This window comes from Gemmatimonas sp. (genome assembly GCF_027531815.1).
GTDB lineage: Bacteria > Gemmatimonadota > Gemmatimonadetes > Gemmatimonadales > Gemmatimonadaceae > Gemmatimonas.
Genome location: NZ_JAPZSK010000004.1, coordinates 40753 through 65066 on the forward strand (window position 1 = coordinate 40753; position 24314 = coordinate 65066).

The 24314-nt window shown below is 69.1% G+C and carries 22 protein-coding genes; 8 read left to right on the top strand and 14 right to left on the bottom strand.

The features are described from left to right. Positions 1 to 10 precede the first annotated feature (10 nt). The 12 genes from O9271_RS03990 to O9271_RS04045 form a co-directional block, all read right to left on the bottom strand. Complete coding sequence (locus O9271_RS03990; RefSeq protein ID WP_298266322.1) at positions 11 to 1093, bottom strand: ADP-ribosylglycohydrolase family protein; 1083 nt, start codon at positions 1091 to 1093, stop codon at positions 11 to 13. Between the two features lie 141 nt (positions 1094 to 1234). After that, the gene (locus O9271_RS03995; RefSeq protein WP_298266323.1) at positions 1235 to 2353 is read right to left on the bottom strand and encodes an alanine--glyoxylate aminotransferase family protein; all 1119 of its coding nucleotides are present in this window, start codon (positions 2351 to 2353) and stop codon (positions 1235 to 1237) included. 71 nt (positions 2354 to 2424) lie between these two features. Then, positions 2425 to 3072 carry an HAD-IB family phosphatase gene (locus O9271_RS04000; protein WP_298266324.1) on the bottom strand — a complete coding sequence of 216 codons (648 nt, stop codon included), beginning with the start codon at positions 3070 to 3072 and terminating at the stop codon, positions 2425 to 2427. A gap of 39 nt (positions 3073 to 3111) precedes the next feature. Next, the gene (locus tag O9271_RS04005) at positions 3112 to 4491 is read right to left on the bottom strand and encodes an FAD-binding oxidoreductase (protein WP_298266325.1); all 1380 of its coding nucleotides are present in this window, start codon (positions 4489 to 4491) and stop codon (positions 3112 to 3114) included. Between the two features lie 201 nt (positions 4492 to 4692). Then, the gene (gene serA / locus O9271_RS04010) at positions 4693 to 6294 is read right to left on the bottom strand and encodes a phosphoglycerate dehydrogenase (protein ID WP_298266326.1); all 1602 of its coding nucleotides are present in this window, start codon (positions 6292 to 6294) and stop codon (positions 4693 to 4695) included. A 317-nt stretch (positions 6295 to 6611) separates the two neighbouring features. Further along, positions 6612 to 7142, bottom strand: a complete 531-nt coding sequence (locus O9271_RS04015) for a MerR family transcriptional regulator (protein ID WP_298266327.1) — start codon at positions 7140 to 7142, stop codon at positions 6612 to 6614. Between the two features lie 96 nt (positions 7143 to 7238). Then, on the bottom strand, positions 7239 to 8150 hold the full coding sequence (locus O9271_RS04020; protein WP_298266328.1) for an alpha/beta fold hydrolase: 912 nt from the start codon (positions 8148 to 8150) through the stop codon (positions 7239 to 7241). Between the two features lie 206 nt (positions 8151 to 8356). Next, a complete protein-coding gene (locus O9271_RS04025) occupies positions 8357 to 8767 on the bottom strand; it encodes a response regulator (protein ID WP_298266329.1) in 411 nt (136 codons plus the stop codon). Between the two features lie 290 nt (positions 8768 to 9057). Then, complete coding sequence (locus O9271_RS04030) at positions 9058 to 10365, bottom strand: sigma-54 dependent transcriptional regulator (RefSeq protein WP_298266330.1); 1308 nt, start codon at positions 10363 to 10365, stop codon at positions 9058 to 9060. A gap of 278 nt (positions 10366 to 10643) precedes the next feature. After that, the gene (locus O9271_RS04035; RefSeq protein WP_298266331.1) at positions 10644 to 12161 is read right to left on the bottom strand and encodes an ATP-binding protein; all 1518 of its coding nucleotides are present in this window, start codon (positions 12159 to 12161) and stop codon (positions 10644 to 10646) included. 7 nt (positions 12162 to 12168) lie between these two features. Further along, the gene (locus O9271_RS04040; protein ID WP_298266332.1) at positions 12169 to 13044 is read right to left on the bottom strand and encodes a hypothetical protein; all 876 of its coding nucleotides are present in this window, start codon (positions 13042 to 13044) and stop codon (positions 12169 to 12171) included. A gap of 410 nt (positions 13045 to 13454) precedes the next feature. Continuing rightward, positions 13455 to 14234, bottom strand: coding sequence for a zinc-ribbon domain-containing protein (locus O9271_RS04045; protein WP_298266333.1), 780 nt, complete (start codon positions 14232 to 14234; stop codon positions 13455 to 13457). Positions 14235 to 14261: 27 nt separating this feature from the next. On the opposite strand from O9271_RS04045, the gene O9271_RS04050 reads away from it, so the two are divergent. The 5 genes from O9271_RS04050 (at position 14262) to O9271_RS04070 (ending at position 19495) form a co-directional block, all read left to right on the top strand. After that, positions 14262 to 15629 carry a glutamine synthetase family protein gene (locus O9271_RS04050; RefSeq protein ID WP_298266334.1) on the top strand — a complete coding sequence of 456 codons (1368 nt, stop codon included), beginning with the start codon at positions 14262 to 14264 and terminating at the stop codon, positions 15627 to 15629. 114 nt (positions 15630 to 15743) lie between these two features. Next, positions 15744 to 16493, top strand: a complete 750-nt coding sequence (locus O9271_RS04055) for a superoxide dismutase (protein ID WP_298266335.1) — start codon at positions 15744 to 15746, stop codon at positions 16491 to 16493. A 46-nt stretch (positions 16494 to 16539) separates the two neighbouring features. Continuing rightward, complete coding sequence (locus O9271_RS04060) at positions 16540 to 17832, top strand: glycosyltransferase (RefSeq protein ID WP_298266336.1); 1293 nt, start codon at positions 16540 to 16542, stop codon at positions 17830 to 17832. 219 nt (positions 17833 to 18051) lie between these two features. Continuing rightward, positions 18052 to 19197 carry a hypothetical protein gene (locus O9271_RS04065; protein WP_298266337.1) on the top strand — a complete coding sequence of 382 codons (1146 nt, stop codon included), beginning with the start codon at positions 18052 to 18054 and terminating at the stop codon, positions 19195 to 19197. Further along, positions 19115 to 19495: a hypothetical protein gene (locus O9271_RS04070; protein ID WP_298266338.1), complete on the top strand. Its 381-nt coding sequence runs from the start codon at positions 19115 to 19117 to the stop codon at positions 19493 to 19495. Before O9271_RS04065 ends, O9271_RS04070 begins: the two co-directional genes overlap by 83 nt. A gap of 39 nt (positions 19496 to 19534) precedes the next feature. Here the strand turns inward: O9271_RS04070 and O9271_RS04075 are convergent, their stop codons facing one another. Then, complete coding sequence (locus O9271_RS04075; protein WP_298266339.1) at positions 19535 to 20593, bottom strand: aldo/keto reductase; 1059 nt, start codon at positions 20591 to 20593, stop codon at positions 19535 to 19537. After that, positions 20590 to 20970 (bottom strand): TIGR04076 family protein, encoded by a 381-nt coding sequence (locus O9271_RS04080; RefSeq protein WP_298266340.1) that lies wholly within the window; start codon positions 20968 to 20970, stop codon positions 20590 to 20592. The genes O9271_RS04075 and O9271_RS04080 overlap by 4 nt, the downstream gene beginning before the upstream one ends. 54 nt (positions 20971 to 21024) lie before the next feature. Here O9271_RS04080 and O9271_RS04085 point away from each other — a divergent pair, with 54 nt between their 5' ends. The 3 genes from O9271_RS04085 (at position 21025) to O9271_RS04095 (ending at position 24214) form a co-directional block, all read left to right on the top strand. After that, the gene (locus O9271_RS04085) at positions 21025 to 21285 is read left to right on the top strand and encodes a hypothetical protein (protein WP_298266341.1); all 261 of its coding nucleotides are present in this window, start codon (positions 21025 to 21027) and stop codon (positions 21283 to 21285) included. A gap of 72 nt (positions 21286 to 21357) precedes the next feature. After that, entirely contained in the window at positions 21358 to 22092 is a 735-nt protein-coding gene (locus O9271_RS04090) for a DUF305 domain-containing protein (protein WP_298266342.1), read from the top strand. Between the two features lie 82 nt (positions 22093 to 22174). Continuing rightward, positions 22175 to 24214: a hypothetical protein gene (locus O9271_RS04095; protein WP_298266343.1), complete on the top strand. Its 2040-nt coding sequence runs from the start codon at positions 22175 to 22177 to the stop codon at positions 24212 to 24214. Positions 24215 to 24314 lie beyond the last annotated feature (100 nt).

Here is a 24314-nt window from a genome sequence, read left to right on the forward strand (position 1 = left end):
TGGCGAAGGCTCAGGCGCTAACGAACCGTTCTACCGCCGCATCAATGAGTGCGAATACCTTGCCGTCGTCGTCGCCGTTCATACGCCCCAGCAGCTGCTCACGCCATTCGGCGGGGATCCACGCCGTGCCGTGTGCCGCGCCCATGGCGCCGCCCACGATGCTGGCAATGGTGTCGTTGTCACGCGTGTCGTTCACCGCCGCCAGCAGCGCCTCGCGCGGCTCGTGCCCGTGCTGCGCCACGATGTGCAGTACGCAGGGCACCGTTTCCAGCAGGAAGGCGCCGCTGAACCAGCGCTGCCCCGCCTCGCGCACCGGCGTGCGCTTGTGCACCGCCGCGCGCACCTCGCTGTCCAGCAGTTCGCTCAATTGGCCGCGCCACTGCTGCAGGGGCCCGGTGGTGACGCGCGTATCGTACTGCTGCCCGTCGTCCATGAGGCGCAGCACTTCGGTGTAGGTCTCCAGCCACTCGGCACCCGTCTCGGGCACATCGCCGTTGAGCAGCCGCCAGAGCAGCGCCACCCAGGCCACGTTCACGGCAATGGCCAGCGGTTCGTTGTGCGTGACCGCCGTGGCGAGGGCCGTGTCGGTCCAGAGCGCGGTGCCCCCCGCACGCAGATGCGGCAGCAGCATGGGGGAAATGCGCATGAGCGCGCCGTTGCCCGCGCTGTACTGCGTGGCTTCGTACCACGGCGCGCCGGTGCGCAGCGCCTGACAGAACTGCAGCGTGGCCTTGCCGATGCCGAAGATGCGGTCATTGGCAATGCGGAAGGCGAGTTCGTCAGCATTCAGCGCCCCGTCGTGCAGCAGCTGCTCCAGCGCCCGGAAGGTGAGCTGCGTGTCGTCGCTGGGCGTGCCGGCCGGCTGTCCGTTGGCGTAGCGGCTGGGCAAGTACCCCGTGATGCGCCCGTGCTGCGCTTCCCGCTCGTGCGGCAGCATGCTTTCGGTGCGGTTGCCGAGTGCGTCGCCAATGGCGACCCCCAGCAGCATGCCGCGCACGCGATCGGCGAGGTCAGGCACCTCGGCCACGTCGATGGGTGCCACGGGGGGGAGCACCGCGAGGCGGGGCTGGTCGAGCTTGGGGTACCACGTCATGACGGTTTTCGTTGTAATGGCGAGTGCTTCAACAGCAGGCGGCGGGCAGGAGCAACCACAGGATTGAGATGGCCAGCCCCAACCCGGAACCGGTAACTGATGCGTGGTGAGTTCCCGCTTCGCGTGATGAGTGTATGGAACTCAGGCCAGCAGCTCCTCGATGCTCTCCGCCGTGGCCTCGAGCACGTTCTCCAGCCCTTCCATGGTGTGGTCGCCCATGTGGCCAATGCGGAAGGTGCTGCCCTTGAGCTTGCCGTAGCCGCCGCCAATCACGAAGCCGCGCTTGGCCACGCCCTTCACGATGGCGTCGGGGCTGAGCGAGGCAGGGACACTCACGGCGGTCACGGTGTGGCTGCGCGCCTCGTCGGGCGCATACACGCAGAAGGCTTCGCCCACGCGCTGCCGCAGTTCGTGCACCCAGCTGTGGGTGTGTTCGGCCATTTGTGTGTGCCGGTCCCAGCGCCGCTCGATGGTTTCCTTCACGATGCGCTCCCCCTGCACGGCGGTGGCGTAGAGCAGGCTGAGCGCGGGGGTGTTGGGGGTCTGGTTCTTGTGGATGTACTGCTCGAACTCCACGAGATCGAAGTACAGCCCCCGCCCCTCGGCCTGACCGGCCGTGGCCAGGAAGCGCTCGCTGGCCACACCAAAGGCGAGCCCCGGCGGCAGCGCGAGCGCCTTCTGCGACCCGGTGAGCACGAAGTCCAGCTCCCACGCGTCGGTTTCCACCGGCACACCAGCCAGCCCGGTCACGCTGTCCACCAGCACCGCGCAATCGTAGCGGTGCGCCAGCTGCGTGAGTGCCTGAATGTCGGTGAGGGTGCCGGTGCTGGTTTCGCTGTGCACCACGGTGAGCGCGGCGTAGGGCTTGGCCTTGAGCGCGGCCTCGACGACGTCGAGCGGCACGGGGCGGTGCCAGTCGCCGCCGATGACGGTGGCGTCGCGCCCGCAGCTGTGCGCGATGTTGGCGAAGCGCTCACTGAAGGCCCCGTTCACCAGACACAGAATGGCGCCGGGGCGCGCGCAGCGAATGGCGGCCTCCATGAGCCCCGTGGCGCTGCTGCTGCTCACGTACACCGGCCGCTGCGTGCGGAAGATGGGCTTGAGCCCGGCCTGCACGCGCGCGAACAGCTCCTCGAATTTCGCACCGCGATGCGGCAGCATGGGGCCGGTCATGGCCGCCAGCACTTCGGGGCGCACCTCGGTGGGGCCGGGGAGGAAGAAGGTGCCAAACGGTGTCATGGGACCGGGAGACTGCGTCATGGGAACGGCGTCATGTGGTGACCATCGTCATGGTTACGGCGAGAGCGGCAACTGCGGGTTGCAGCGGGAGCCTACGCGAACAACAGCTCCCGCAAGGCGTCGAAGCTTGGCGCTTCGGCGTCGGCGACGGCAACGACCTGCTCGCGACGGGCCACGCGGGTGTAGGCGAAGAAGCTATCGACCACGCCGCGCACGGCGGCGTCGGTGCTGCCGTCGCCCACCATGGCCACGGGGGTGCGCAGCTGCAGGCGCTGCACGGTGAGCGGCTTGCCCTGCTGCGTGGCCAGTGGCTGCTCGCCGTCGAGCACACTGAAGGTGCCGTCGGTGTCCTGCGCGACGCTGACGGCGTGCACCCGATCGGCCGCCACCCCCAGCTGCAGCGCCAGGGGAATGATGCTGGTTCGCAGCCCGCCGCTCAGCAGATGCACGTGCACGCGCGCGGCGTGCAGCTCGAAGATGAGCTCACGCGCGCCGGGTTCGATGGCGTGCTGATACGCATTGGCCAGCTGCAGCAGCTCGGCGGCGGTGGGGCGAATGCGCTCAAGCCGCCGCGTATACACGGCCTCGATGGGCATCTCGCCGGCCATGGCCCGCGCCGTGAGCTCTTCGCTCTCGCGGGCAATGTCGGGGCCGCGCAACGCGGCGAGCCAGTCGATGCCCTCGATGGCGGCCAGCGTGGAGTCGACGTCGAAAACTACCGTCTTGAATTTGGGAGGCACGGCGTAGGGAGACGGGGAGGCACGGAGACGCGGAGGTGACTACGCGAACACGTTGCCGGGGGCGAGCAGGCCATGCGGGTCGAACTCGCGTTTCACGGCCCGCATGAGGCGCTGCTGGGCATCGCTCATCTGCAGCGGCAGCCACCGGCTCTTGAGTTTGCCAATGCCATGCTCGGCGGCCACGGTGCCGCCCATGGCAATCACGGCCTTGAGGGTGGCATACACCACCTGCTCGATGCGCCGCAGTTCATCGGCGTCCTGCGCCACGAAGTTCTGGTGCGGATGGCCATTGCCGGCGTGCCCGTAGGCAATGCCCAGCGGAATGCCCGCCTCCACGGCGTAGCCGCGCGCGAGGTGCAGCGCTTCGGCCAGCCGCGGGTAGGGCACGGCCCAGTCGGTGCTCACCTTGCGCCCACCAAACGGGCGCCGCGCGGCGCCACGCTCGTTCATGGTGGCGGGCACCGCGTGCCGCATGCGACGCGCCTCCAGCTGACTGGCGGGCGAATCGTACACGCGAATGTCTTCGGCCATGGCCGCATGCGACTCGGCCAGCGCCAGCCACGCGTCGAGCGGCAACTCGTCGTGGCCGTCTTCGTGCGCGCCGGTTTCCTCCACGTACACCATGGCGCGCGCACTCGTGGCCCAACTGCTGCTGCCCTCGGCGGCGCGGGCAATGTCCATGGCGCCCTGATCGAAGTACTCGAGACAGCGCGGGTGCACGTCGGTGCTGCGGCGCGCGCTCACCACGAACGCCAGCGCATCGGCCTCGTGCGTGAAGGGCACGATGAGCCCCAGCACCTGCTGCGGCAGCGGCTGCAGCGCGAACTCGGCCTCCACCACCACGCCCAGCGTACCCTCGCTCCCCACGAACCACTCCACGGGATCGTGGGCAATGGGGTAGCCCACGGTGTTCTTCTCCAGCTGCGGGCGACGCAGTTCGAGCGTTTCGCCGCTGGCCAGCAGCACGGTGAGCGCGCGCACGTGCGGGCCGGTGGCGCCGTAGCGCAGGCTGCGCGCCCCGCTGGCGTTGCAGGCAATGGCGCCGCCCACCGTGCACTCTTCCTCACTGGTGGGATCAGGAGTGAACAGCAGCCCCTTGGCTTCGGCGGCGCGCCGCACATCGGCCACAATCGCGCCCGCGCCCACGCGCACGGTGCGCTGGTCAGTGTCGATCTCGCCAATGTGACTCAGATTGCGGAGCGACAGCAGGATGCCCCGGTCGGTGATGCTGGCGCCCGTGGTGCTGCTCTGCCACCCGGCGGGAGTGACGCAGGTGCGGGTGCTCGTGGCGTCCCGGAGAATCTCCGCCAGCTCCTCGATGGACGACGGGCGCGCGACGGACTCCGGAATCATTTCGAGACCGGAGGCATCGCGGGCATGCGCGAAGCGGACGTCGTGGTCGAGGGAGAGGTGAGACACTGAGAGACGAGACGTGAGACGTGAGGGGAAACGGCGTTATGGATGAACGGCGTTATGGGTCATGGTTACTGCGAAAGTGAAACGGCGGGAGCGTGAGTGCGAGTGAGCGCAGGGGAACGACGCTGCGCTGGTTCCCGTAACTGCGTGGGGTAGTCACTCCGCGGCTCCTCTCCTCCGCGGCTCCTCTCCTCAGCGGCTCGTTCATTCGTTGCGGAAGTGGACGACGCTCGCTGTCACTACATCGGGGAGATCCAACAGCGCCTTGCGGGTCTCTTCGCTCACTTCGCCGTCGACGCTCACGGCGGCGAGGGCGTCACCGCCCTGCGCGAGGCGCGCCTGGTGATACTCGGCGATGTTCACGTGCTGCTCACCCAGCAACGTGCCCACGCGGCCGATGACACCGGGCACGTCGTGGTTGGTGAGAATGAGCAGCGTCTGCCGCGGGTTCACGTCGATATGAAAGCTGCCGATTTGCGTGAGGCGCGGCGTGCCCCCGTCGGGCGCGGTGCCGGTCACGGCGAGCTGCTGCATGCCGCCGGCGAGCGCCACCTCGATGGTGCGCGCGCCCAGTTCGTGGCTTTCCCCCACGCTCAGTTCGAGGCCGCGCGTTTCGGCGAGGGAGCGCGCGTTGATGAGGTTGAGGCGATCGGTTTCGATGACCCCTTCCAGCACGCCAGCGGCGGCCGCGGCGAGCAGTGCCCCCGTACCGTGCGCGAGGTCGGGGCTCACGCGCAGCGCCACGCGCCGCACGGCGCGCATTCCCTGGTCGGCGAGCACGGCGCGGGCCACGGCGGCGGCGCGACGCACCACCAGCATGGCGGGCTGCAGGTCGCCCCACTCGCCGGCGCCACCGGCCACGTTGATGCTCTTGGAGAGATCGTTGCGCAGCAGGGCATCGCGCACGGCCAGGCACACGTCGCGCGACACGTTGCGCTGCGCCTCCACGGTGTTGGCGCCGAGGTGCGGGAGCAGAATGAGGTTGGGGGCGCTGCGCAGCGGCGAATCGGCGGCGAGCGGTTCGGCCTCGTACACGTCGAGCACCGCGCCGCGCAGCTGATCGCCCTGCAGCGCCGCCAGCAGCGCCGCTTCGTCGATGATGCCGCCGCGCGCCATGTTCACCACCACACTGCGGTTGGGGAGGCGCGCGAGTTCCCGCCTGCCGATCATGCCGCGCGTTTCGTCGGTGAGCGGCACGTGCAGCGTGAGCACGTTGGTTTCGGCGAGCAGCGCATCGAGGCTGGGCGCGCGACGCACGCGCAGGGCGGTGAAGCGCTCGTCGGCGATGTAGGGATCGTACGCCACCACGCTCATGCCGAAGGCGTGCGCGCGCGTGGCCACTTCGCTGCCGATGCGGCCCAGCCCCACGATGCCGAGCGTCTTGCCCTTGAGCTCGCGGCCGAGGAAGCTGTTGCGATCCCAGCGACCGTTCTCCATGACCTGCTGCGCGCGCGGCAGCTGCCGTAGCAGGCCAATGGTGGCGCCGAAGAACAGCTCGGCCACCGCCACGGTGTTGCCGGCGGGCGCATTGATGACGGCAATGCCCAGCGAGGTGGCCACGTCGATGGCCACGTTGTCCACGCCCACCCCGGCGCGACCAATGACCTTGAGCTTGGTGCCGGCCTTCAGCAGCTCGGCGCTGATGCGCGTGGCACTGCGCCCCACGATGGCGTCGTAGTCGGGAATGCGGGCGAGCAGCTCGTCCTTGGGAAGCGTGGGCACTTCGTCCACCTGCAGCAGCGGCTCGGCGGCGAGCAGTGCGAGGCCTTCCTGATCGACATCATCGGTGACGAGAACGCGGAACATGGCTCGGGGCTGAAGGACGAAGCGCTGGGGCGACGAAAGGTACTGCGACGGAGCGCGTGAATGCCGGATGATCGGATATCCGGATGTTCGGATGTCGGATTATCGGATGTTCGGACGACAGATGTCGGATGAATGCCGGAGTTCGGAGTTGGGATACGGCGTTCGGAAATCGGAGGTCGGATGGGACAAACACTCAGACCTCGGACCTCCGACAACCGTCCGGCTTCGGACCTCCGGCATGCATCCGACTTCCGATTTCCGGCGGTCCGATCTCCGGCAGTCCGATTAGTCGGATCAGTCCGGAACCCCGGCGCTGGTCAGAGTCCCAGCTGTCTCCGCAGCGCGTCGCGCAGGGCGACCACGGTATCATCGGAGGCGGCCGGCGAGTCGTCACGCACGTGCAGCTCCATGCCGTCGGCAATGCTGATGCGTCGCCAACTGGCCACCGGGTTGGTGTTCTTGCGCACCGGATCGAGTTGCAGCGACAGGGCGGGCGCGAGCGACGCGGCTACGCGCCGTTCGAGCGCATCGCCGGTGGTCTCCTTCATTTCCGCCTTGATGGCGTCGAGCGTCTGTCCTTCGCGCTGACGGATCTTGATGGCCAGCAGCTGCAGCAGATGCCGGTAGCCATAGGTGGCGGCGGTGCCGGCCCCTTCCGGCCGGTCGAGCAGCCCGTTGGCCACGTAGAAGCGCACCGCACGCGCACTGGGCGTGGCGCGTGCCGAGGCGTTGGTGGGCTTCACGCCGGCGCTGTCAACGAGCGCCGCCGCGTGGGCCGCGAGTCCGCGCGCGTTCCACGGAGCGTGGCGCGCGTGAGCGCGCAGGAGGGGGACGGGAGACTCGGCCATGAGAGAAGCAAATATACTTGCCTTTGTCATGGCAGGGAGCGCTGCTGTCCCGCGGTGCCATACCGCGGTGCCATACCGCGCTGCACCACCGCGTTGCTACACCGCGGCGACGGTGCGGTGGGCGAAGTCCTTGAGCACCGCGTTGAAGGCGTGGGGCACTTCTTCGTGTGGCAGATCCCCGGCCTCGAAGGGCACGAGTTCGGCCAGCGGCACGCGGCGCATGACCTGCGCGGCCTCGGCGTACGGGGTCTGGCTGGCTTTTGTGCCCCAGGCAATGAGCAGCGGACATTCCACCTGCGCGATACGCTCACGGATGTCCCAGTTGAGCTGCATGCCCACGAAGGCGGCCGGGGCGAAGCGTGCGTTGGGTTGGTTGGCGCTCAGCCAGTAGAGCTGTTCCGCGTCGCGATCGAGGCCGAAGGCGTAGATGTCCTTGAGGAAGAAGCGGATGCTGGGGCGCGAGACGAGCGCCTTGAAGAGGGCGGCGCCCACGACGGGGGTGCGGAAGGTGCCCTGAATGGCGCCGAAGGGCATGCCGCCCTGGTTGTAGAGGCGCGACACGCCACCGGGGCCAATGGCCACGACGCCGCGCACGAGCCTCGGGTGGTCGGCGGCGATGGCGATGGCGTACGTGGCACCGAGCGAGCTGCCCACGAGCAGTGCCGGCTCGCCGACCACGTCGACCAGGAAGTCGTGGATGAGCTGCAGGTAGAGCTGCGCGGTGTAGCGCAGCGGTGGCCGGTCGGAGGCGCCGAAGCCGAGCAGGTCGAGGGCGTAGCTGGTGTGCTCGTCGAGCACCGGGACCGTGTGTCGCCACTCGGCGTTCCACGCGGCGGCGTGGATGGAGTGGATGAAGACGACGGGGTCGCCATGGCCGTGCACCACGTACGCGACGCGGTGGCCGCGCCAGTCGTAAAAGCGGCGCTCGCCTCCCAGCGGATTGGGGAGCGGCGAGGTGGCGGAGGCACGCATTTCCTGTGGCATGTGACGCTCGTGGTTGGTCGACATGCCCCCTCCTGAACGCACGAATCGCGCTGACCGTGTGCCGACTCGCCTGGCCGCCCGTGTGACACTCCCCAGTATCACCCACCACCCACCGGAACGACCAGACGATTGTGTCGGCACGATCGCGCGACCGTGCCCGCCCCAGGAGGGCGGTATTCGAGTTGTACGGCTGCGGGAGCTCCGCGGCCCGGACTCAGGCGTGCGCTGTGTTACTCCTTGAGACTGGTCGCGAACGCGGTGCGCACTCCGACGGATGACGCGTGGTTCGCAATGGTGGCGAGATCCACGGGTTTTTCCAGGAAGTGCAGCGCGCCGAGACGGAACGAGGCCTGACGATTGGAGTCGTCGGGGTACGCAGTCAGGACGAGCACCATCGCATCGGGGGAGAGCATGCCGGCGAGGGCCATGACCTGCAGCCCGCCGTCCCGCTTTCCGCCCAGGCGGAGGTCCGTCACGATCAGATCGAAGCGCTGCATGCGCAGCTTCTCGAGTGCCTCAGGAAGAAGTTCAGCCGACGTGACCGTGTTCCCTTCCACTTCGAACAGCTCGACGAGGATATCGCGGATACTCTGTTCATCCTCGACGACGAGCACGGCCTTCGTTGCAGCTTCGGTCTTCATGCCGATGTGCTAGTGCGATAAGCGGGCCGCAGTGCGGCATGCATGCTCAAGTCGTTCTTGTGCTTGCTGTTGTGTCATTTCGCAATCACAAAGATGATGTCCGTGGCGTGCCCGGAAATCGGTCGGAGTGATGGTGGCGACTGGAAATCGGGCGCTCGAATTCCGGCGGGGGCTTCCTCGTCGGAGACACGGAGGTAGGAGGCGCGGAGGTAGGGAGGCACGGGGGTAAAGGAAGAAAGGCACCACCGCCTCCACCATTATTGCCTCCCCTCCTCCGCGCCTCCTGTTCCCTACTCCAGCCCGTAGCGCTTGAGCTTTTCGAGCAGCGTGGAGCGGGCGATGCCCAGCGCCTTGGCGGCGGCGGAGCGGTTGCCGCTGGTGGCGTCGAGGGCGATGCGGATGGCGTCGCGCTCGGTCTGCTCGAGGGGGCGGACGCCGAGTGACGCCGGGGCGGATGGGGTCGAGGCGCCGTCGCCGGGGAGCCCGAGATGGATGGCGTCGATGGGGGCGGAGCCGGCGAGGATGGCAGCGCGCCAGAGGGTGTTCTTGAGCTCGCGGATGTTCCCCGGCCAGCGGTAGGCGCGCAGGGCATCCTGGGCGGCGCGGGTGAGCGAGTGTCCCTTGGCGAGGAAGATCTGCGAGAGCGCGAGCACCTCGTCGGGGTTGGAGCGCAGCGGCGGCAGGGTGAGGGTGAGCACCTGCAGCCGGTAATAGAGGTCGGCGCGGAAGCGGCGGTCGGCCACCGCTTCGGCGAGCGGCTGGTGGGTGGCGGCAATGATGCGCGCGTCGGAGCGCAGCATCGTGGTGCCGCCCAGCCGGCGGAAGGTGCGCTCCTCGAGCACCTTGAGCAGGCGGGGCTGGACCTCCTGCCCCATTTCGGCGATCTCGTCGAGAAACACGGTGCCGTCGCCGGCCACTTCCAGCAGCCCGCGCTTGGCCTGCCGCGCGTCGGTAAAGGCCCCGCGTTCGTGCCCGAACAGTTCAGACTCGAAGAACGTCGTGGAGAGGGAGGCGCAGTTGATCTCCACGAAGGGCGATTGGTTCCGCGCCGAACGTTCGTGGATCTGTCGCGCCACAAACCCCTTGCCGGTCCCCGTTTCCCCCTGCAGCAGGACCGGGGCGTCGGCGTTCTGTGCCGCCAGCACGATGAGCTGCTCGAGGGTGGGGGCGAGCGACGCCTTGGCCGGCTCGTCGGCGCGGCTCTGCGCTCGCAGCACCGCCACCTCCTGCTTGAGGCGCCCGCGACGGGCGGCCCGCTCGACGGCCCCGGCCAGCGCCTCGAGATCCATGGGCTTTTCCAGCAGGTCGGCGGCGCCGTGCTGCATGGCCTTCACGGCGGTGGCCACATCGGCGTGCCCCGTGAGCATGATGACCGCCAGCTCGGGGTCGTCGGCCAGCAGCGCGTCGAGCGCCACGATGCCGTGCGCATCGGGGAGGCGCAGGTCGAGCAGCACCACGTCGGGGGCGTGCTCCGCCGCGAGCTGGCGCCCCGCGGACGCCGTGGCGGCGCCCCGCACGGTGTGGCCGAAGGTCTCGAAGAATTCGACGAGGGTCCCCCGCACGGTCTCGTCGTCGTCGACTACGAGAATGGAGAGCATGAGGGGGAGGGGTGAGGAAAGGGTAACGGCGACTCAACAGCCGACGGGAGACGGCAGGAACTGCAGCACGCAGACGGGAGGAATATGGAACGCGGCGCGCGGCGCTGCGCGCCACCGCCGATTTCCCAACCACACAGGAGATCGGGCGCGGCCGCTTCGCGGCGCGCCCGTTCGTTCCGAATTCCTGCGCCCTGCGCACGGTGGTTCCTGCGGTCTGCCGTCTGCAGGTGGTCGGTCACGCGTGCTCGGCCTCACGTCCCTCGCCCAACGCGCTGCGTCTACGTCGCCGCCGTTGCCGGCAGCGTGAGCGTGAGCGTGGTGCCCTGCTCCGGCTGGCTGTCGATGTTGATGGTGCCGCCGTGTTCGTCCATGATGCGCTGGCAGAGGGCGAGGCCGATGCCGGTGCCGCCGGCCTTGGTACTGTAGAAAAACTCGAACACGTGCGGGAGCACCTCCGCCGGGATGGACGGGCCGCCATTGGTGAGGCGACACCGCCACCCGCCCACCGGGGAGACCTGGCTGGCCAGCACCAGCTCCGACCCTTCGGGGGCGGCGTCGCAGGCGTTGACGAGGATGTTGCGGAACACCTGCCCCAACTGCTCGGGGTCGAGCATGCTGCGCACCGGCAGGGCGGGACGGGTGCGGCGGATGGTGAGGCGCTGGGCGTCGAGGCGGGCGCGCTCCCCCTCCAGGATATCGTCCCACACCACTTCGGGGTCGGCCGGCTGCAGGTGCACGGCATTGGGGCGGCCAAATTCCAGCAGGCTGGTGACCATCTTGTTGAGCCGTTCCACCTCGCGCAAAATGCGCCCCACGTTCTTTTCCACCACCGGGTCCTCGCGGGCCCGGAAGCGGAGCAGCTGCGCCGCGCTGGAAATGCCGAAGAGGGGATTGCGCAGCTCGTGCGCTACGCCGGCCGCCACCTCGCCAATGGCTTCGAGGCGCCGCTTGGATTCCACGCGGCGCACCAGCCAGGCACGCTCGATCGCCACCGCTGTTTGCGCGGCGATCACGGCGAGCACGCGCTCGGTCTCCTCGATGGCGCTCTCCGATTCGAGGGGCTCGGCATACAGCGTGAGGGCTCCCAGCACCCCCTCGGCACTCACCAGCGGGGCGGTGATTTCGAGGCCGTTGGGGGTGGCCTCCCGCACCACGTTGCTGGTGGCGAGGGCGTCGAGCCAGGCGCGGGTGAGGCGCAGCTCGATCTCCTCGGGGGTGTATGCGGCATACCCCTGCCGGTGCGCGATCTCGAAGCGGCCGCTTTCGTCGTCGGCAATGGCGATGACGAAGCCGGTGCTGGGGATGGCGCGCTTGAGCTGCAGCGCCACCTGCTCGTAGACGCGGTCGAGGGCGATGGCCTCGGCAAGCGCGATGCCGGTGTTGATGAGCGCTTCGCGCGACCGGTGGCTGGGGGTGATATCGACGGTGGCGAAGACGAAGCCGGTGACCTGCTCGTCCTCGCGCAGCGCGGTGACCTGCATGAGGAACACGCGCTCCTCATCGGGGGCGCTGCAGGGGAACTCCCAGCGGACCGAGGTGACCTGCCCGTCGCTGAGCATTTCCATGGCGCGCGCGATCTGCTGCCGCGAGGCCTCGTCGTTCGCGCTGTCAAAGACGGAGCACCCGATCACCGCCGCTTCGGGCGCGATGTCGGGTGCTCCATTCTCCTCGGCAAACCGTGACCAGGCGCTGTTCGCCGCGGTGATGCGTCCTTCGAGATCGACCGACCAGATCGTGAAGGGGAGGGCGTCGAGCAGCCGTCGCGAGAACGACGGCTGCTCGTGGGTGGCACTCACCGGCCACTCACCGACGCTTCGCCCCCTTCTTGGCGGCCTTCTTGGGGGCGGCCTTCTTGGCGGCCTTGGCGGGGGCCTTGGTCGCCTTCTTGGGCGCCGCCTTCGTGGGAGCGGCCTTCTTCACGGCCGCCTTCTTGGGGGCCGCCTTCTTCACCGGCTTGGCGGCCTTCTTGGGCGCCGCCTTCTTGGGCGCCGCCTTCTTGGCGGGCTTGGCAGGCGCCTTGGCGGCCTTCTTGGGGGCGGCCTTCTTGGTGGCCTTGGCCGGTGCCGCCTTGGGTGCCGCCTTGGGTGCCGCCTTCGGTGCCGCCTTCGGTGCGGCCTTGGGAGCTGCCTTCTTGGTTGCCGGGGCCTTGGCAACGGGCGCCTTGGCGGCGGGTGCCTTGGCGGCGGGTGCCGGGGCCGGCGCCTTGGGGGCCTTGGGAGCCTTCGGGGCCTTGGCCGGCTTCTCGGCCGCGGGGGCCGGCGCTTCGGCGGCCGGTGCAGGCGCCGGTGCCGGTGCCGGTGCCGGTGCCGGCGCTTCGGGCTCCGGAGCCGGGGCGTCGACCTTGGGCGCCTTCTTCGCCTTGGGGGCGGGGCGGGGGGCGCCCGGGTTCTTGGGCGGACGGCCGGGGCCACGACGCACGATGGGGCGGCCGAAGAGGTCGTCCTCGTCGTCCTCGTCGTCGATCAGGCCGTCGTCCTCGAAGCCGTCGTCGTCGTCCTCGTCGTCGTCCTCATCGTCGTCGTCGTCGGTGCTGTCCCACAGTGAATCGCCGTCCTCCGACGGGAGGCCGTAGCCGTCATCGTCGTCATCTTCGTCGTACGACGAGCGTCCGTAGCCCCCCAGATCATCCATATCGTCGTCGATCAGATGGAGCTTCTCCAACTCGTCGCCACGCCGCATGACGCCTCCTCTTGAGCGCTGTACAGGACCGGATGGGGCGGGCGGAAAATGCCCGCGAAAATCACTTGCTCCTAGTACACATACGCGGGCGCCCAGTCAAGGCCTGGGCCGGCGAACTACGCGGGAAACGACGCGGGAAACCACGCGCGATCGACGACGCGCTGGCACGAACGCACTGGCAGGAACGCATTGGCACGAACGCGTTGGCGCCAACGCGGAGGAACGCTGGTGCCTACGCGGGCAACGACGCGTGGCAACAACGGCGGTCGGGGGGGGCTGGCTGCGCCAGCGGGGGTCGGGGGGGGGGGGCTGCGCCAGCGGGGGGCGGGGGGGGGCTGCGCCAGCGGGGGGCGGGGGCGGGGCTGGCGACGTCGCGCGGCCACCCCCGCCATGGTAGCGCGTGGTGCGACTTACTGCTTCTGTTGCGCCTCGGCCACGGCGCGGTCGATCTCGGCGCGGTGCTGCACGTACTCCTCACTCTGCGTGGCGAGCTGCGACGACAGCGCCTTGAGCAGCCGCTGGTCGAAGGCGCGGGCGGCGCTTTCGTTCTTGGTCATGCGCGCGGCGCGGGCGGCGAGCACGAGCCCCAGCAGATGATCGGCCTGCCCCTGCAGGATGGTATCGGCCTGCGCTTTGGCGATCTCGGGGTTGTTGGCCACCTCGCCAATGCGCCCGAAGTGATAGCGCTCGTCGGCGGTCGGGCTCTCGAGCATCTCATGCGACGCCAGCGCCATGGGCGAAAAGAAGGCCACCGAGTCGACGGCGCCCGCCTCGGCGTACGTCATGATGCGGCTGTACAGTCGATTGGCCCGGTCGCTGGGCGACATGTTGGCGATGTCGGGCGCCGCGCCACCTGCACTACCGGCGAAGGGGGCGCCGCCGGCCGGGGCTCCGGCGGCAGGGCCATCGATCTCGGAGGTGGGGAGCGAGTTGGCGGAGCCGTCGATGCCGGAGCCCTTGGCGGCGCCGAAGTTGCGCCCCGCCACCATGGCGATGAGCGCCAGCATCGCCACGAAGGCCACGCCCCAGGGGAGCACGGCGGCCGCGCCGGAGACCGGCGCCTGACGCGCGGCCGGGAGCCCCTGGCCCATGGGGGTACCGCAGCGATGGCAGAAGCGGGCGCCGGCCGACAGGGCGGCGCCGCAGGCGGCGCAGAACCCCGCGCCGGCGGAAGCGTTCGAAGAAGTCATGAGTCCGGAAAGCTACTACTATACGGCATGCCCACGCCAAGCCGTTCCCTCGTTCCCGGTAATCTGTCGGGCGCGACTGCCGCGGACATTCTCGAGCTCGCGGAAGCGCAGCAGGTGCGATTTCTCCGCCTGCAGTTCACCGATATTCTGGGCGTCATCAAGAATGTCGAGATTCCGAGCTCGCAGTTCAGGAAGGCGCTGCAGGGGGACATCATGTTCGACGGCTCATCCATCGCCGGTTTCGTACGGGTGGAAGAATCGGACATGCTGCTCGCCCCCGATCTGTCCACCTTCCAGATCTTCCCGTGGGGTGATCCGGCGGCGCGCGTGGGGCGGCTCATCTGCGACATCACCATGCCCGACGGCACCCCGTTTGCGGGGGATCCGCGCGGCGCGCTCAAGCGCCAGCTCGCCAAGGCGGCGGAGCAGGGGTTCGTGATGAACGCGGGGATGGAGGCGGAATTCTTCCTCTTCAAGCCCACCGCCGACGGCCGGCCCGCCACCGATACGCACGACGTGGGCGGGTACTTCGACCTCGCGCCCATGGACCTCGGCGAAGACGCGCGCCGCGCCATCGTGGATGCCCTCGAGCACATGGGGTTCGAGGTGGAGGCGTCGCACCATGAAGTGGCGCACGGGCAGCACGAGATCGATTTCCGGTACGCCGACGCGATGCGCACCGCCGACAACATCGCGACCTTCCGTTTCGTGGTGAAGCAAGTGGCGCGTCAGTTCGGACTGATCGCCAGCTTCATGCCGAAGCCGGTCTTCGGGCAGAACGGAAGCGGCATGCACACGCACCAGAGCCTCTTCCGCCAGCAGCAGAACAGCTTCTGGGACCCGTCGCGCGAGTGGGCCCTGAGCCTCACGGCGCTGCACTACATTGGCGGGTTGCTGCGGCATGCCCGCGGCATGACGGCGGTGACGAACCCGCTGGTGAACAGCTACAAGCGGCTGGTGCCGGGGTTCGAGGCGCCGGTGAATGTGGCGTGGAGCATGCGCAACCGATCGCCCATGATTCGCGTGCCGGAGCGTCGCGGCGCGGGGACGCGGCTCGAGCTGCGCACTCCCGACCCGGCAGCCAACCCGTATCTCGCGCTCACGGTGATGCTGGCGGCCGGGCTGGACGGGCTGGCCACCAACGCCGACTGGCGTGAACCGGTGAACACGAACATCTGGGAGTTGAGCTTCCGCGAGCGCCGGCGCCTGCGTATCGACGACCTGCCCACGTCGCTGGCCGAGGCGTGCGACGAGCTGGAGAAGGACGATGTGATCTGCGCCGCGCTGGGGGAGCACATCACGCAGCAGTTTCTCGCCGCGAAGCGGACGGAGTGGAACGAGTACAACCAGCGTGTGTCGGAGTGGGAGCTGGACCGGTATCTGGCGCGGTACTGAGGGGCGCGAGCGCCGGGGGCAGGGAGCAGGGGGCAGGGAGCAGGGGGCAGGGGGCAGGACACAGGGCACGGGATGGTCGGTGGGTTTCGCCATTTTCACAGCGTGGGAGTATCGATGGATCGTCGCGGATTCTTGCAGCAGGGGGCGGGTGCGGTGGCGGGCGTGGCGTTGTCGGGGCTGGTCGCGGTGCCGGCACGGGCGTTGCCCGCCATCGAGTCGGGGCCATTCGCGCCCGACGCGGTGCTCAACCAGACGTACCCCTTCACGCTGCCCCCGTTGCCGTATGCCGCCAATGCGGTGGAGCCGGCGGTGGATGCGCAGACGATGGGCATTCATCACGACCGGCATCATGCGGCGTACGTGACGAACCTCAACAACGCGCTCGCCTCCCAGAGTGCGCTGCACCAGTACACGCTGGGTGAACTGCTCATGGGGCTGCGGCGCTGGCCCGCCGCGGTGCAGACGGCCATTCGCAACAACGGCGGCGGGCACGCCAATCACGCGCTCTTCTGGAATTTGCTGGCGCCGGGCGCCGCGTCGGCCGCCGCGCCCACCGGGCGGCTGGCGGAGATGATCACGCGCGACTTCGAGTCGGTGGCGGCACTCAAGGCGGCGATGAAGACCGCGGCCGTGGGGCAGTTCGGCAGCGGCTGGGCGTGGCTGGTGAAGACGGCCACGAATCGTCTGGCGGTGCGCGGGCTCCCCAATCAGGACTCGCCGCTGCTCGAGGGGGAGCTGCCCATCGTGGGGATCGACGTGTGGGAGCACGCGTACTACCTCAGGTACCAGAACCGCCGCGCCGACTACGTGGACGCGTTGCTGGCCCGCATCAACTGGGACGTCGCCGGGGCGCAGGTGGGGTAATCGCGTTGGCGATCGGAACCAGGCTGGGCGTCACTCGTTGATCGGCATGGCTCGAATCGTCATTACCACCTGGGGTTCGTTCGGCGATGTGAACCCCTACCTGGCGCTCGGTCTCGGGCTGCGCGCACGCGGGCACGAGCCGGTGCTGTGCATGCCGCCGTACTACGAGCCGGTCATTCGCCAGGCGGGGCTGGGGTTCGCGCCGGGGGCCCCCGACGCCGACCCGGCGCTCGATCCGGAGATGGTGCGCAAGTGCCTGCATCCGTATCGCGGCGCCGAAGCGATTTTTCGCGAGGTGCTCATTCCGTCGCTGGGTGAGGCGCACGAGCGGCTCACGGCGGCGGTGCAGGGGGCCGATCTCGTGGTCACCCATCCGGGAGCCCTCGCGGCGCCCATCGTGATGGCGCAGCAGCGCCTGCCGTGGGTGAGCACGGTGCTCTCGCCGCTCAACTTCATGTCGGCGCACGACCCCATTCTGCCCCCCATGGCGCCGTGGCTGCGTCATGTGCCGTATGCGGTACATCTGCGCTACGCCGATTGGATTGCCGGCGGTGGTCGTCAGGTGGCGGCGCGGTGGATGGAGCCGGTGCAACAATTCCGCGCGTCGCTGGGGTTGCCGCGCAGCAAGGACCTGCTGTTCGAGGGGCAGCATTCGCCGTATGCGGTGCTGGCGCTGTACTCCCGGGTGTTCGGGGGGCCGTACCCCGACTATCCCGCGCAGGTCACCATCACGGGACAGCTGCGCTACGATGCCCCGCACGGCGAGGCGCTCTCGCCGGCGCTCGAGGCGTTTCTGCGCGCCGGCGATCCGCCGCTGGTGTTCACGCTGGGCAGCTCGGCGGTGGAAATGGCGGGGCGCTTCTGGGACGAGAGTCTCGAGGCCCTGCAGCGGCTGGGCCGGCGCGGGGTGCTGCTGGTGGGACGCAAGGAGCTGCCGCGGGTAGCGCGCCTGGCTACCGACCGCGCGCTCGTGGTGGACGCCGCCCCGCATTCCCAACTCTTTCCGCGTGCCGCAGCGGTGGTGCATCCGTGCGGCATGGGGACATTGGGGACCGCGCTCGCCTCGGCGGTGCCGCAGCTGGCGGTACCCCACGCCAACGATCAGCCCGACAACGCCTGGCGCCTGACGCGGATGGGCGTGGCGCGCACCGTGTATCCGACGCGCTACCGCGGCCCGCGGGTGGCGGCCGAGTTGCGCGCGCTGCTCGATACGCCGTCGTATGGGGAGCGCGCACGGGCGCGGGCCGCGGTGGTGCAGGGCGAAGACGGTGTGGGTACCGCCTGCGACGTCGTGGACCGCGTGCTCACGGGGGGCGCAGTCCGAGCGCCCAGCTCGTGAGGGGCCCACCGGGGCGGAAGCGCTGGCGCTGATCCTTGCCGAACGAGGCGGCCGTGCGGTGCATGAGCATGGGATACCTTCCACGCTGTCGGGTACCACGGTGCCACAGTGCCACCGGTCGGTGCCCCGTGGCCGTTGCTGCCCTCCAGCGGTTTCGTCACCAGGATTCATCATGTCTCGCTCCGTTCGCCGCGCTGCGCGTTGGGCCCCCTCCGCGCGATGCCGCTCGTCCTGTCGGTGGTGGCGCTGGTCGCGTTCGCGTCGCTGCTCGTTCCGCGTCCACTGAATGCCTGGGGCGATCATGGCCATCGGCTCATTGGTCTGGTGGCCGCCACGACCATGCCCGCAGACATGCCGGCGTTCTTTCGCGAGGCAGCGCCACGGTTGGCGTATCTCAACCCGGAGCCCGACCGCTGGAAGAATCGGGCGGAACGCCAGCGCGACCTCGCGCTCGAAGGCGGCTCCTCGCCGGAACACTTCATCGACAGCGACCTCGTGACCAGCGAGCCGCTGGCGCGCGCCCTGGCGGCGCGCGACCGGTGGGGCTTTGCCGACTCCTTGCGCGCGTTCGGCGTGTCGCCGCAGGTCATGGGGGTGCTGCCCTTCACGATGCTCGAATACGTCTCGCGGTTGCGCAACAGCTTCCGGCTGTGGCGCGTGGCGCCCGACAGCACGGTGCGCGCGTGGATCGAGCAGCGCATCATCGACGACGCGGGCCTGCTGGGGCATTATGTGGCTGACGGGTCCAATCCGCATCACACCACGAAGCACTTCAACGGCTGGGTGGGAGAGAATCCCAGGGGCTACACCACCGACGCCCGGTTTCACGGCCGCTTCGAGTCGCAGTTCGTGCAGGCGCACGTCACGGAGGCCGACCTGCGCGCGGCGGCCACCGCGGCGCCACAGGTGTTTGACAATGTGCGGGGGGCGGTCGTGACGTATCTGCAGCGCACGAATCAGTACGTCGATTCACTCCATGCGCTGGACACGGCCACGCCGTTCCGTGAGGAGTCGGCCACCCCGGAACAGAAGGCCTTTGCCGTGTCGCGCATGGCGGCAGGGGCTAGATTGCGAGATGGCCTCGTGGTTCTCGCAGCTCCTTGGTGCCAATGCGCGCGCGGCACCGCTCGTGGTGTACGGCATTCCGGTGGAGCTGCGCAACACGCAGCCCGCGATCGTCGACGACGCGATCCTCGAACGGCTCACCGAGTCGCTGGCGCTGGTGGCCACGTACGCACCGGAGCGGCTGCGGCACATGCAGCGGGATGTGCGTGCCATCCGTGTGGAGCGTTTCCCCACCCGCGGCGCCTTTCTCCCCGGCGAGCGGGTCATCCTCACCGAACTCACGTTTCTGGCGCGCCGTGACATCAGTGCGGCGCCGGTGGCGTCGAGCATCCTGCATGAGGGGGTGCATGCGCGGGTGCATGCGTTCCGGGCGCGGGTCGGGCGTGGTGTCCCGGCGGCCGACGACATGGCGCGCGAGGAGCGCCTGTGCCGCCGCGCGGAGCTGTCGTTCGGGCGCCGACTGCCGCCGGCGCTTGGAGCGCCCGTTGTTGAACGCGCCCTGGCGTCGCTGGCGCTTGCCGACCATCAGGTGGCGCCCACGGTGGACTGGGCCTTGGCGCGTGAGCGTCAGGAGCGCGTGGATCGGGGCGAACTGTAGCCGCGCCTGGGTGCTGTGCCGCGCCAGCGCGTGGCGTGCTTACGGGGCGGTGGCGGTGTTGAGGTTGTAGCGCATGATCCCCGCGTGCGGACCGCCGGGATCGCGCTCGAGGGTGTACACATCGCCGCCGGGGCCGGGCGCGGCGTGCACGAGCGCCAGAATGGCGCGGCGCTGGTCGTCGTGCAGCGTGAGCGTGAGCGCGGCGCAGGTGGATGCCAAATGTGCGGCGTGCCGTGCACCCACGATGACGGCGGTGATGTCCGGTTCGTCGAGCATGAGGCGCATGGCCACGGCACCAATGGTGGTGTCATGCGCCGTCGCCACCTGCGCGAGGCACTCGAGCAGCTGCTGAAAGGCGTGCCAGCCGCCGAACTCCTCGATGATGAGCCGGTATTTCACCAGCGAACGATTCTCGAGCGGTTCGGCTGGTGCCGGTACCCCACGCCAGCGCTCGTGAAAGAACCCGCCCGCCAGCGCACCGTAGGCCAGCAGTCCGATCTGATGGGCGCGGCAGAAGGTGGCCATGTCGCGCAACGCGCGGCGGTCGAGCAGCGAGGCCTGCACCTGATGCGAGACCACCGGCACGCCCGCCTCGACGATGGCCCGCACATGCGCCGTATCGAAGTTGGTGAGGCCGATGTGCCGGATCTTGCCGGCTCGCTGCAGCGTGGCCAGGTGCCCCGCCGCGTCCAGCCAGCGCGGCGCCGAGTAGTCCCACCAGTGAAACTGCACGAGGTCGAGCGTGTCCACGCCGAGCCGCCGCAGCGACCGATCGATGAGCGCCTCGACGTGCGCGAAGGTGAGCACGGGCAGCAGGTCGCGATCGGGCACGCACTTGGTGTGCACGCGCACCGGCGGGGCGTTGGGCCCATGCCGCTCTCGCCAGGCGCGCAGGAACTCGCCAATGAGCTCCTCCACGCCGGTGTAGATGTCGGCACAATCGAAGGCCGTGATGCCGGCTTCGGCAAAGGCCATCATGTCGGCGATGGCACGCTGGCGGTCCACCGGCCCGTGCCCGCCGGCGAGCTGCCACCCGCCCTTGATGAGCCGCGGAATGGCGTACCCGGGCGCGAGCATCTGCTGGGGCACGACGCTCACGGCTGTGGACTCGGCAGCGGGACCAGCGTGACGTCGGCGTGGCGGAAGGTGCTGGAACCGATGCGCGTGATGCGAAAGCGACCGCCGCAGTGCGGATCGGGGCACGCGATGTCGGCGTCGGTGGTCATCCAGTCGTTCGGGTGGGTGGGGCGCTGTTTGGCGGGGAGCAGCGGCAGCAGCGCCGCGAGCGGATAGAGCGGGAACGTCTGCCCCGGCGGGAACTCCAGATTCTCGCCGCGCAGCGTGAAGAAATCCCCCGCCCGGTGGTTGCACACCATGGGACGGTCGGTGGCAATCACGTCCACGCGCAGGTCGAAGAGCGTGAAGGCATCGGCGGCGGCCGCCACCTGATCGGGGGGCACTGACGAATCGGTCATGGCGGCAGGATATGGCGGTTGCTCCGGCGGCGGGAGGGGGAGAGAGTTGTAGTCATGCCGCGCCCATTCGCGTTCCTGTTGCTGGCAATTTGCCTGGTCACCGCCTGGTGGCTGGTGCGGGGGGTGCCGCGGCCGGTGACCGACGCCATGGACGATGCCCTCTGGGAGCCGTGCGTTGCCCGGTATGCGGCGGCCCGGACCCCCGGGGACACGCAGCTGGCAGACGGGTATATCCTCAAGCCCCGGGCGCGCTTTTCGAAGGCCATTACGTGCGGAAGCGAGCGCGACCGCAGGGCGCGACGTCCGGCGCGCTGAGCGGTCTGCCCGCTAGCGTTCCCGGTGGCCACTGCGTTGAATCATCAGGTCGGTCGACCCACCAACTCTGTCATGACACCCACCCGATTCCCCTCTTCGTCGCCGCTCCTGTTGGCGCTGGTGCTCGGCGGCACCATTCTGAGCGGTTGTGCCAGCGCCACGGCCGGCGTGGGGCGCGACCTGCGTTTCCAGCCGGGCGACGCGGGCGCCATCGCGCGCGCGCGCGCCGACAGTCTGCGGTACCCGTACACCAAGGCCGATATCGACTTCATGACGGGGATGATTCACCATCATGCCCAGGCCATCGTGATCTCGCGGTGGGCCGTCTCGCACGGTGCCGACGCCGCGGTGCAGCGCCTCACGGCGCGCATCATCAACGCGCAGACCGACGAGATCCACCTCATGCAGACGTGGCTCAAGGATCGGTTGCAGCCGGTACCCACGGTGGATTCCACCGGGGCCGTGACCATGCCGTCCGGTGCCGGTGGCCACGACATGCATGCCATGCACGCCGGCCACACCATGCCGGGCATGGGTGGCATGATGATGCCGGGCATGTTGAGCGATGCCCAGCTCAAGGAGCTCGACGCGGCGCGTGGGGCGGACTTCGACCGGCTCTTCCTCACCTTCATGATCCTGCATCACCGCGGCGCGGTGACGATGGTGAAGGAGCTCTTCACGAGCGATGGCGCTGGCCAGGACGAAACGATCTTCAAGTTCGCCAACGACGTGGAAGTGGACCAGAGCACCGAGATCAAGCGCATGTACACCATGATGCTGGAGCGCGGCTGGGTGCCGCCGGCGTGAGCGTGGGTGTGCGCCGCGGGACTCGGTAACGCAACAGCAGACGGCAGACGGCAGGAACCACAGACGGCAGACGGGAGGCAGCATGTTCCCGGCATCCGACCCTCTTCACTCCCCCCTTACCTCCTTCCTCAAGCAACGCATGAACTTCTCCACACCACGCGTCGTGTTCGCGGGCGCTGCCATGGCGCTCGCGGCCTGCGCGCCAGCCAAGAAGCCGCAGACGGCGGCCAATCCGGCGATGGACCCGCGCAACGACCTCAAGGCCGGTCTGTTCGACGCCGGTGAGTTCACGTCGAACATGAAGGTCGTGGGCAAGGCGGTGTCGCCCAACGGCTTCCTGGGCATCACCAACTCCGACCTCGCCTTCACGGGCAACTACGTCATTCAGGGCAACTACAACGGCCCCGTGGTGTGGGATGTCAGCAACCCGTCGAGCCCGAAGCTCGTGGTGGCCTACGAGTGCCCGGCGTCGCAGAACGACGTCTCGGTGTACAAGAACCTCATGTTCCTGTCGGCCGAGGCGCAGAACGGCCGCATCGACTGCAAGCCGGGCGGCGTGCGCGAGGCGGTGAGCAAGGAGCGCATGCGTGGCGTGCGCGTTTTCGACATCAGCAACATCCGCGAGCCCAAGCTCGTGGCCAACGTGCAGACGTGCCGCGGCTCGCACACGCACACGGTGCTGGAAGACCCGAAGGACCGCGAGAACGTCTACATCTACGTCTCCGGTTCGTCGGGCATTCGCCCGAGCACGGAGCTCGCCGGCTGCGCGGGTGATGTGTCGGCGAACGATCCCAACTCGTCGCGCCTGCGCATCGAAATCATCAAGGTGCCGCTGGCCGATCCTGCCAAGGCGGCGGTCGTGGGGCGTGCGAACATCTTTGCGGGGCTCAAGGAGCCGCCGCGTCACGGTCTGTCCGACGCCGACAAGGCGGCGGCGACGCAGCAGCTGGCGGCGGCCCGCGCGGCCGGGGCCTTCATTGCCAAGAACCCGCAGAGTGGCGCGGACATGGTGGCGCCGGGGCAGCTCGTGCGTCCGCTGCTCGACAGCCTGGCCAAGGCGCGCGGCGCCAGCACGCCCAACGGGGCCGACAGCGCCGCGGCGCGTCCGCTCGTGCAGGCCGCCATGAACCGCATCTTCGCCAACCCGGCCGGCGGCAACGCCAACAGCGGTGAAGTGAGCGAGCGCTCGCAGTGCCACGACATCACGGTGTACCCGGCGCTCGGCCTGGCCGGTGGCGCGTGTGAAGGGCACGGCATTCTCATGGACATCAGCGACCCGGTGAACCCGGTGCGCCTCGACGCCGCGGCCGACTCGAACTTCGCCTACTGGCATTCGGCCACGTTCAACAACGATGGCACCGCGATGCTGTTCAGCGACGAGTGGGGCGGCGGCGGCGCGCCCAAGTGCCGTGCCGGCGACAAGCCGGAGTGGGGCGCGAACGCGATCTTCGACATCGTGCCCAACCCGCAGACCGGCAAGAAGCAGCTCAAGTTCCGCAGCTACTACAAGATTCCCACGTACCAGACGTCGAACGAGAACTGCGTGGCGCACAACGGGTCGCTCATCCCGATCCCCGGGCGTGACATCATGGTGCAGGCCTGGTATCAGGGCGGCATCTCGGTGTTCGACTGGACGGACACGCAGAACCCGAAGGAAATTGCGAGCTTCGACCGCGGCCCGGTGGACGGGACCCGCATGCAGATGGGTGGCTCGTGGTCGGTGTACTGGTACAACGGCAACATCGTGAGCTCGGAGATTGCGCGCGGCCTGGACGTGGCGCAGCTCGTGCCCAGCGAGCACATCTCGCAGAACGAGATCGATGCGGCCAATACGGTGAAGTGGAGCGAGCTGAACGCGCAGGGGCAGCCGAAGATTTCCTGGCCGCCCAGCTTCCCGCTGGCCAAGGCGTTCACCGACCAGCTGGAGCGCAAGGGGTGTGCGGCGCCGGCGGTGAGTGCGCTGCGTACGCAGATCGCGGCGGCCGAGAAGGCCACCGGGGCGGCGCGCAACAGCGCGCTCGACGCCGCGGTGTCGGCGGCCGAAGGGGCGCGCGGCTGCGATGGCAAGAAGACCGACCTGCTCAAGAAGGCGCTGCAGGATTTGCGCGCACCGGCGATGTAAGGGTCACGCGATCGTGGCCGATTGCGGCTGATCGCGGTATTGGCGGCGCGCCTCTCCTGGTGGAGGCGCGCCGCGCTGTTTTCCCACCTCGCGCGGAGTG

What these genes read in the sequence shown, in the direction of transcription:
- O9271_RS04045 (WP_298266333.1), bottom strand. Translation starts at nt 14,234, where the DNA reads ATGACTTCTTCGAACGCTTCCGCCGGCGCGGGGTTCTGCGCCGCCTGC.
- O9271_RS04090 (WP_298266342.1), top strand. Translation starts at nt 21,358, where the DNA reads ATGACACCCACCCGATTCCCCTCTTCGTCGCCGCTCCTGTTGGCGCTG.
- serA (WP_298266326.1), bottom strand. Translation starts at nt 6,294, where the DNA reads ATGTTCCGCGTTCTCGTCACCGATGATGTCGATCAGGAAGGCCTCGCA.
- O9271_RS04040 (WP_298266332.1), bottom strand. Translation starts at nt 13,044, where the DNA reads ATGCGGCGTGGCGACGAGTTGGAGAAGCTCCATCTGATCGACGACGAT.
- O9271_RS04015 (WP_298266327.1), bottom strand. Translation starts at nt 7,142, where the DNA reads ATGGCCGAGTCTCCCGTCCCCCTCCTGCGCGCTCACGCGCGCCACGCT.
- O9271_RS04025 (WP_298266329.1), bottom strand. Translation starts at nt 8,767, where the DNA reads ATGAAGACCGAAGCTGCAACGAAGGCCGTGCTCGTCGTCGAGGATGAA.
- O9271_RS04055 (WP_298266335.1), top strand. Translation starts at nt 15,744, where the DNA reads ATGGATCGTCGCGGATTCTTGCAGCAGGGGGCGGGTGCGGTGGCGGGC.
- O9271_RS04050 (WP_298266334.1), top strand. Translation starts at nt 14,262, where the DNA reads ATGCCCACGCCAAGCCGTTCCCTCGTTCCCGGTAATCTGTCGGGCGCG.
- O9271_RS04080 (WP_298266340.1), bottom strand. Translation starts at nt 20,970, where the DNA reads ATGACCGATTCGTCAGTGCCCCCCGATCAGGTGGCGGCCGCCGCCGAT.
- O9271_RS04065 (WP_298266337.1), top strand. Translation starts at nt 18,052, where the DNA reads ATGCCGCTCGTCCTGTCGGTGGTGGCGCTGGTCGCGTTCGCGTCGCTG.
- O9271_RS04060 (WP_298266336.1), top strand. Translation starts at nt 16,540, where the DNA reads ATGGCTCGAATCGTCATTACCACCTGGGGTTCGTTCGGCGATGTGAAC.
- O9271_RS03990 (WP_298266322.1), bottom strand. Translation starts at nt 1,093, where the DNA reads ATGACGTGGTACCCCAAGCTCGACCAGCCCCGCCTCGCGGTGCTCCCC.
- O9271_RS03995 (WP_298266323.1), bottom strand. Translation starts at nt 2,353, where the DNA reads ATGACGCAGTCTCCCGGTCCCATGACACCGTTTGGCACCTTCTTCCTC.
- O9271_RS04095 (WP_298266343.1), top strand. Translation starts at nt 22,175, where the DNA reads ATGTTCCCGGCATCCGACCCTCTTCACTCCCCCCTTACCTCCTTCCTC.
- O9271_RS04030 (WP_298266330.1), bottom strand. Translation starts at nt 10,365, where the DNA reads ATGCTCTCCATTCTCGTAGTCGACGACGACGAGACCGTGCGGGGGACC.
- O9271_RS04020 (WP_298266328.1), bottom strand. Translation starts at nt 8,150, where the DNA reads ATGTCGACCAACCACGAGCGTCACATGCCACAGGAAATGCGTGCCTCC.
- O9271_RS04085 (WP_298266341.1), top strand. Translation starts at nt 21,025, where the DNA reads ATGCCGCGCCCATTCGCGTTCCTGTTGCTGGCAATTTGCCTGGTCACC.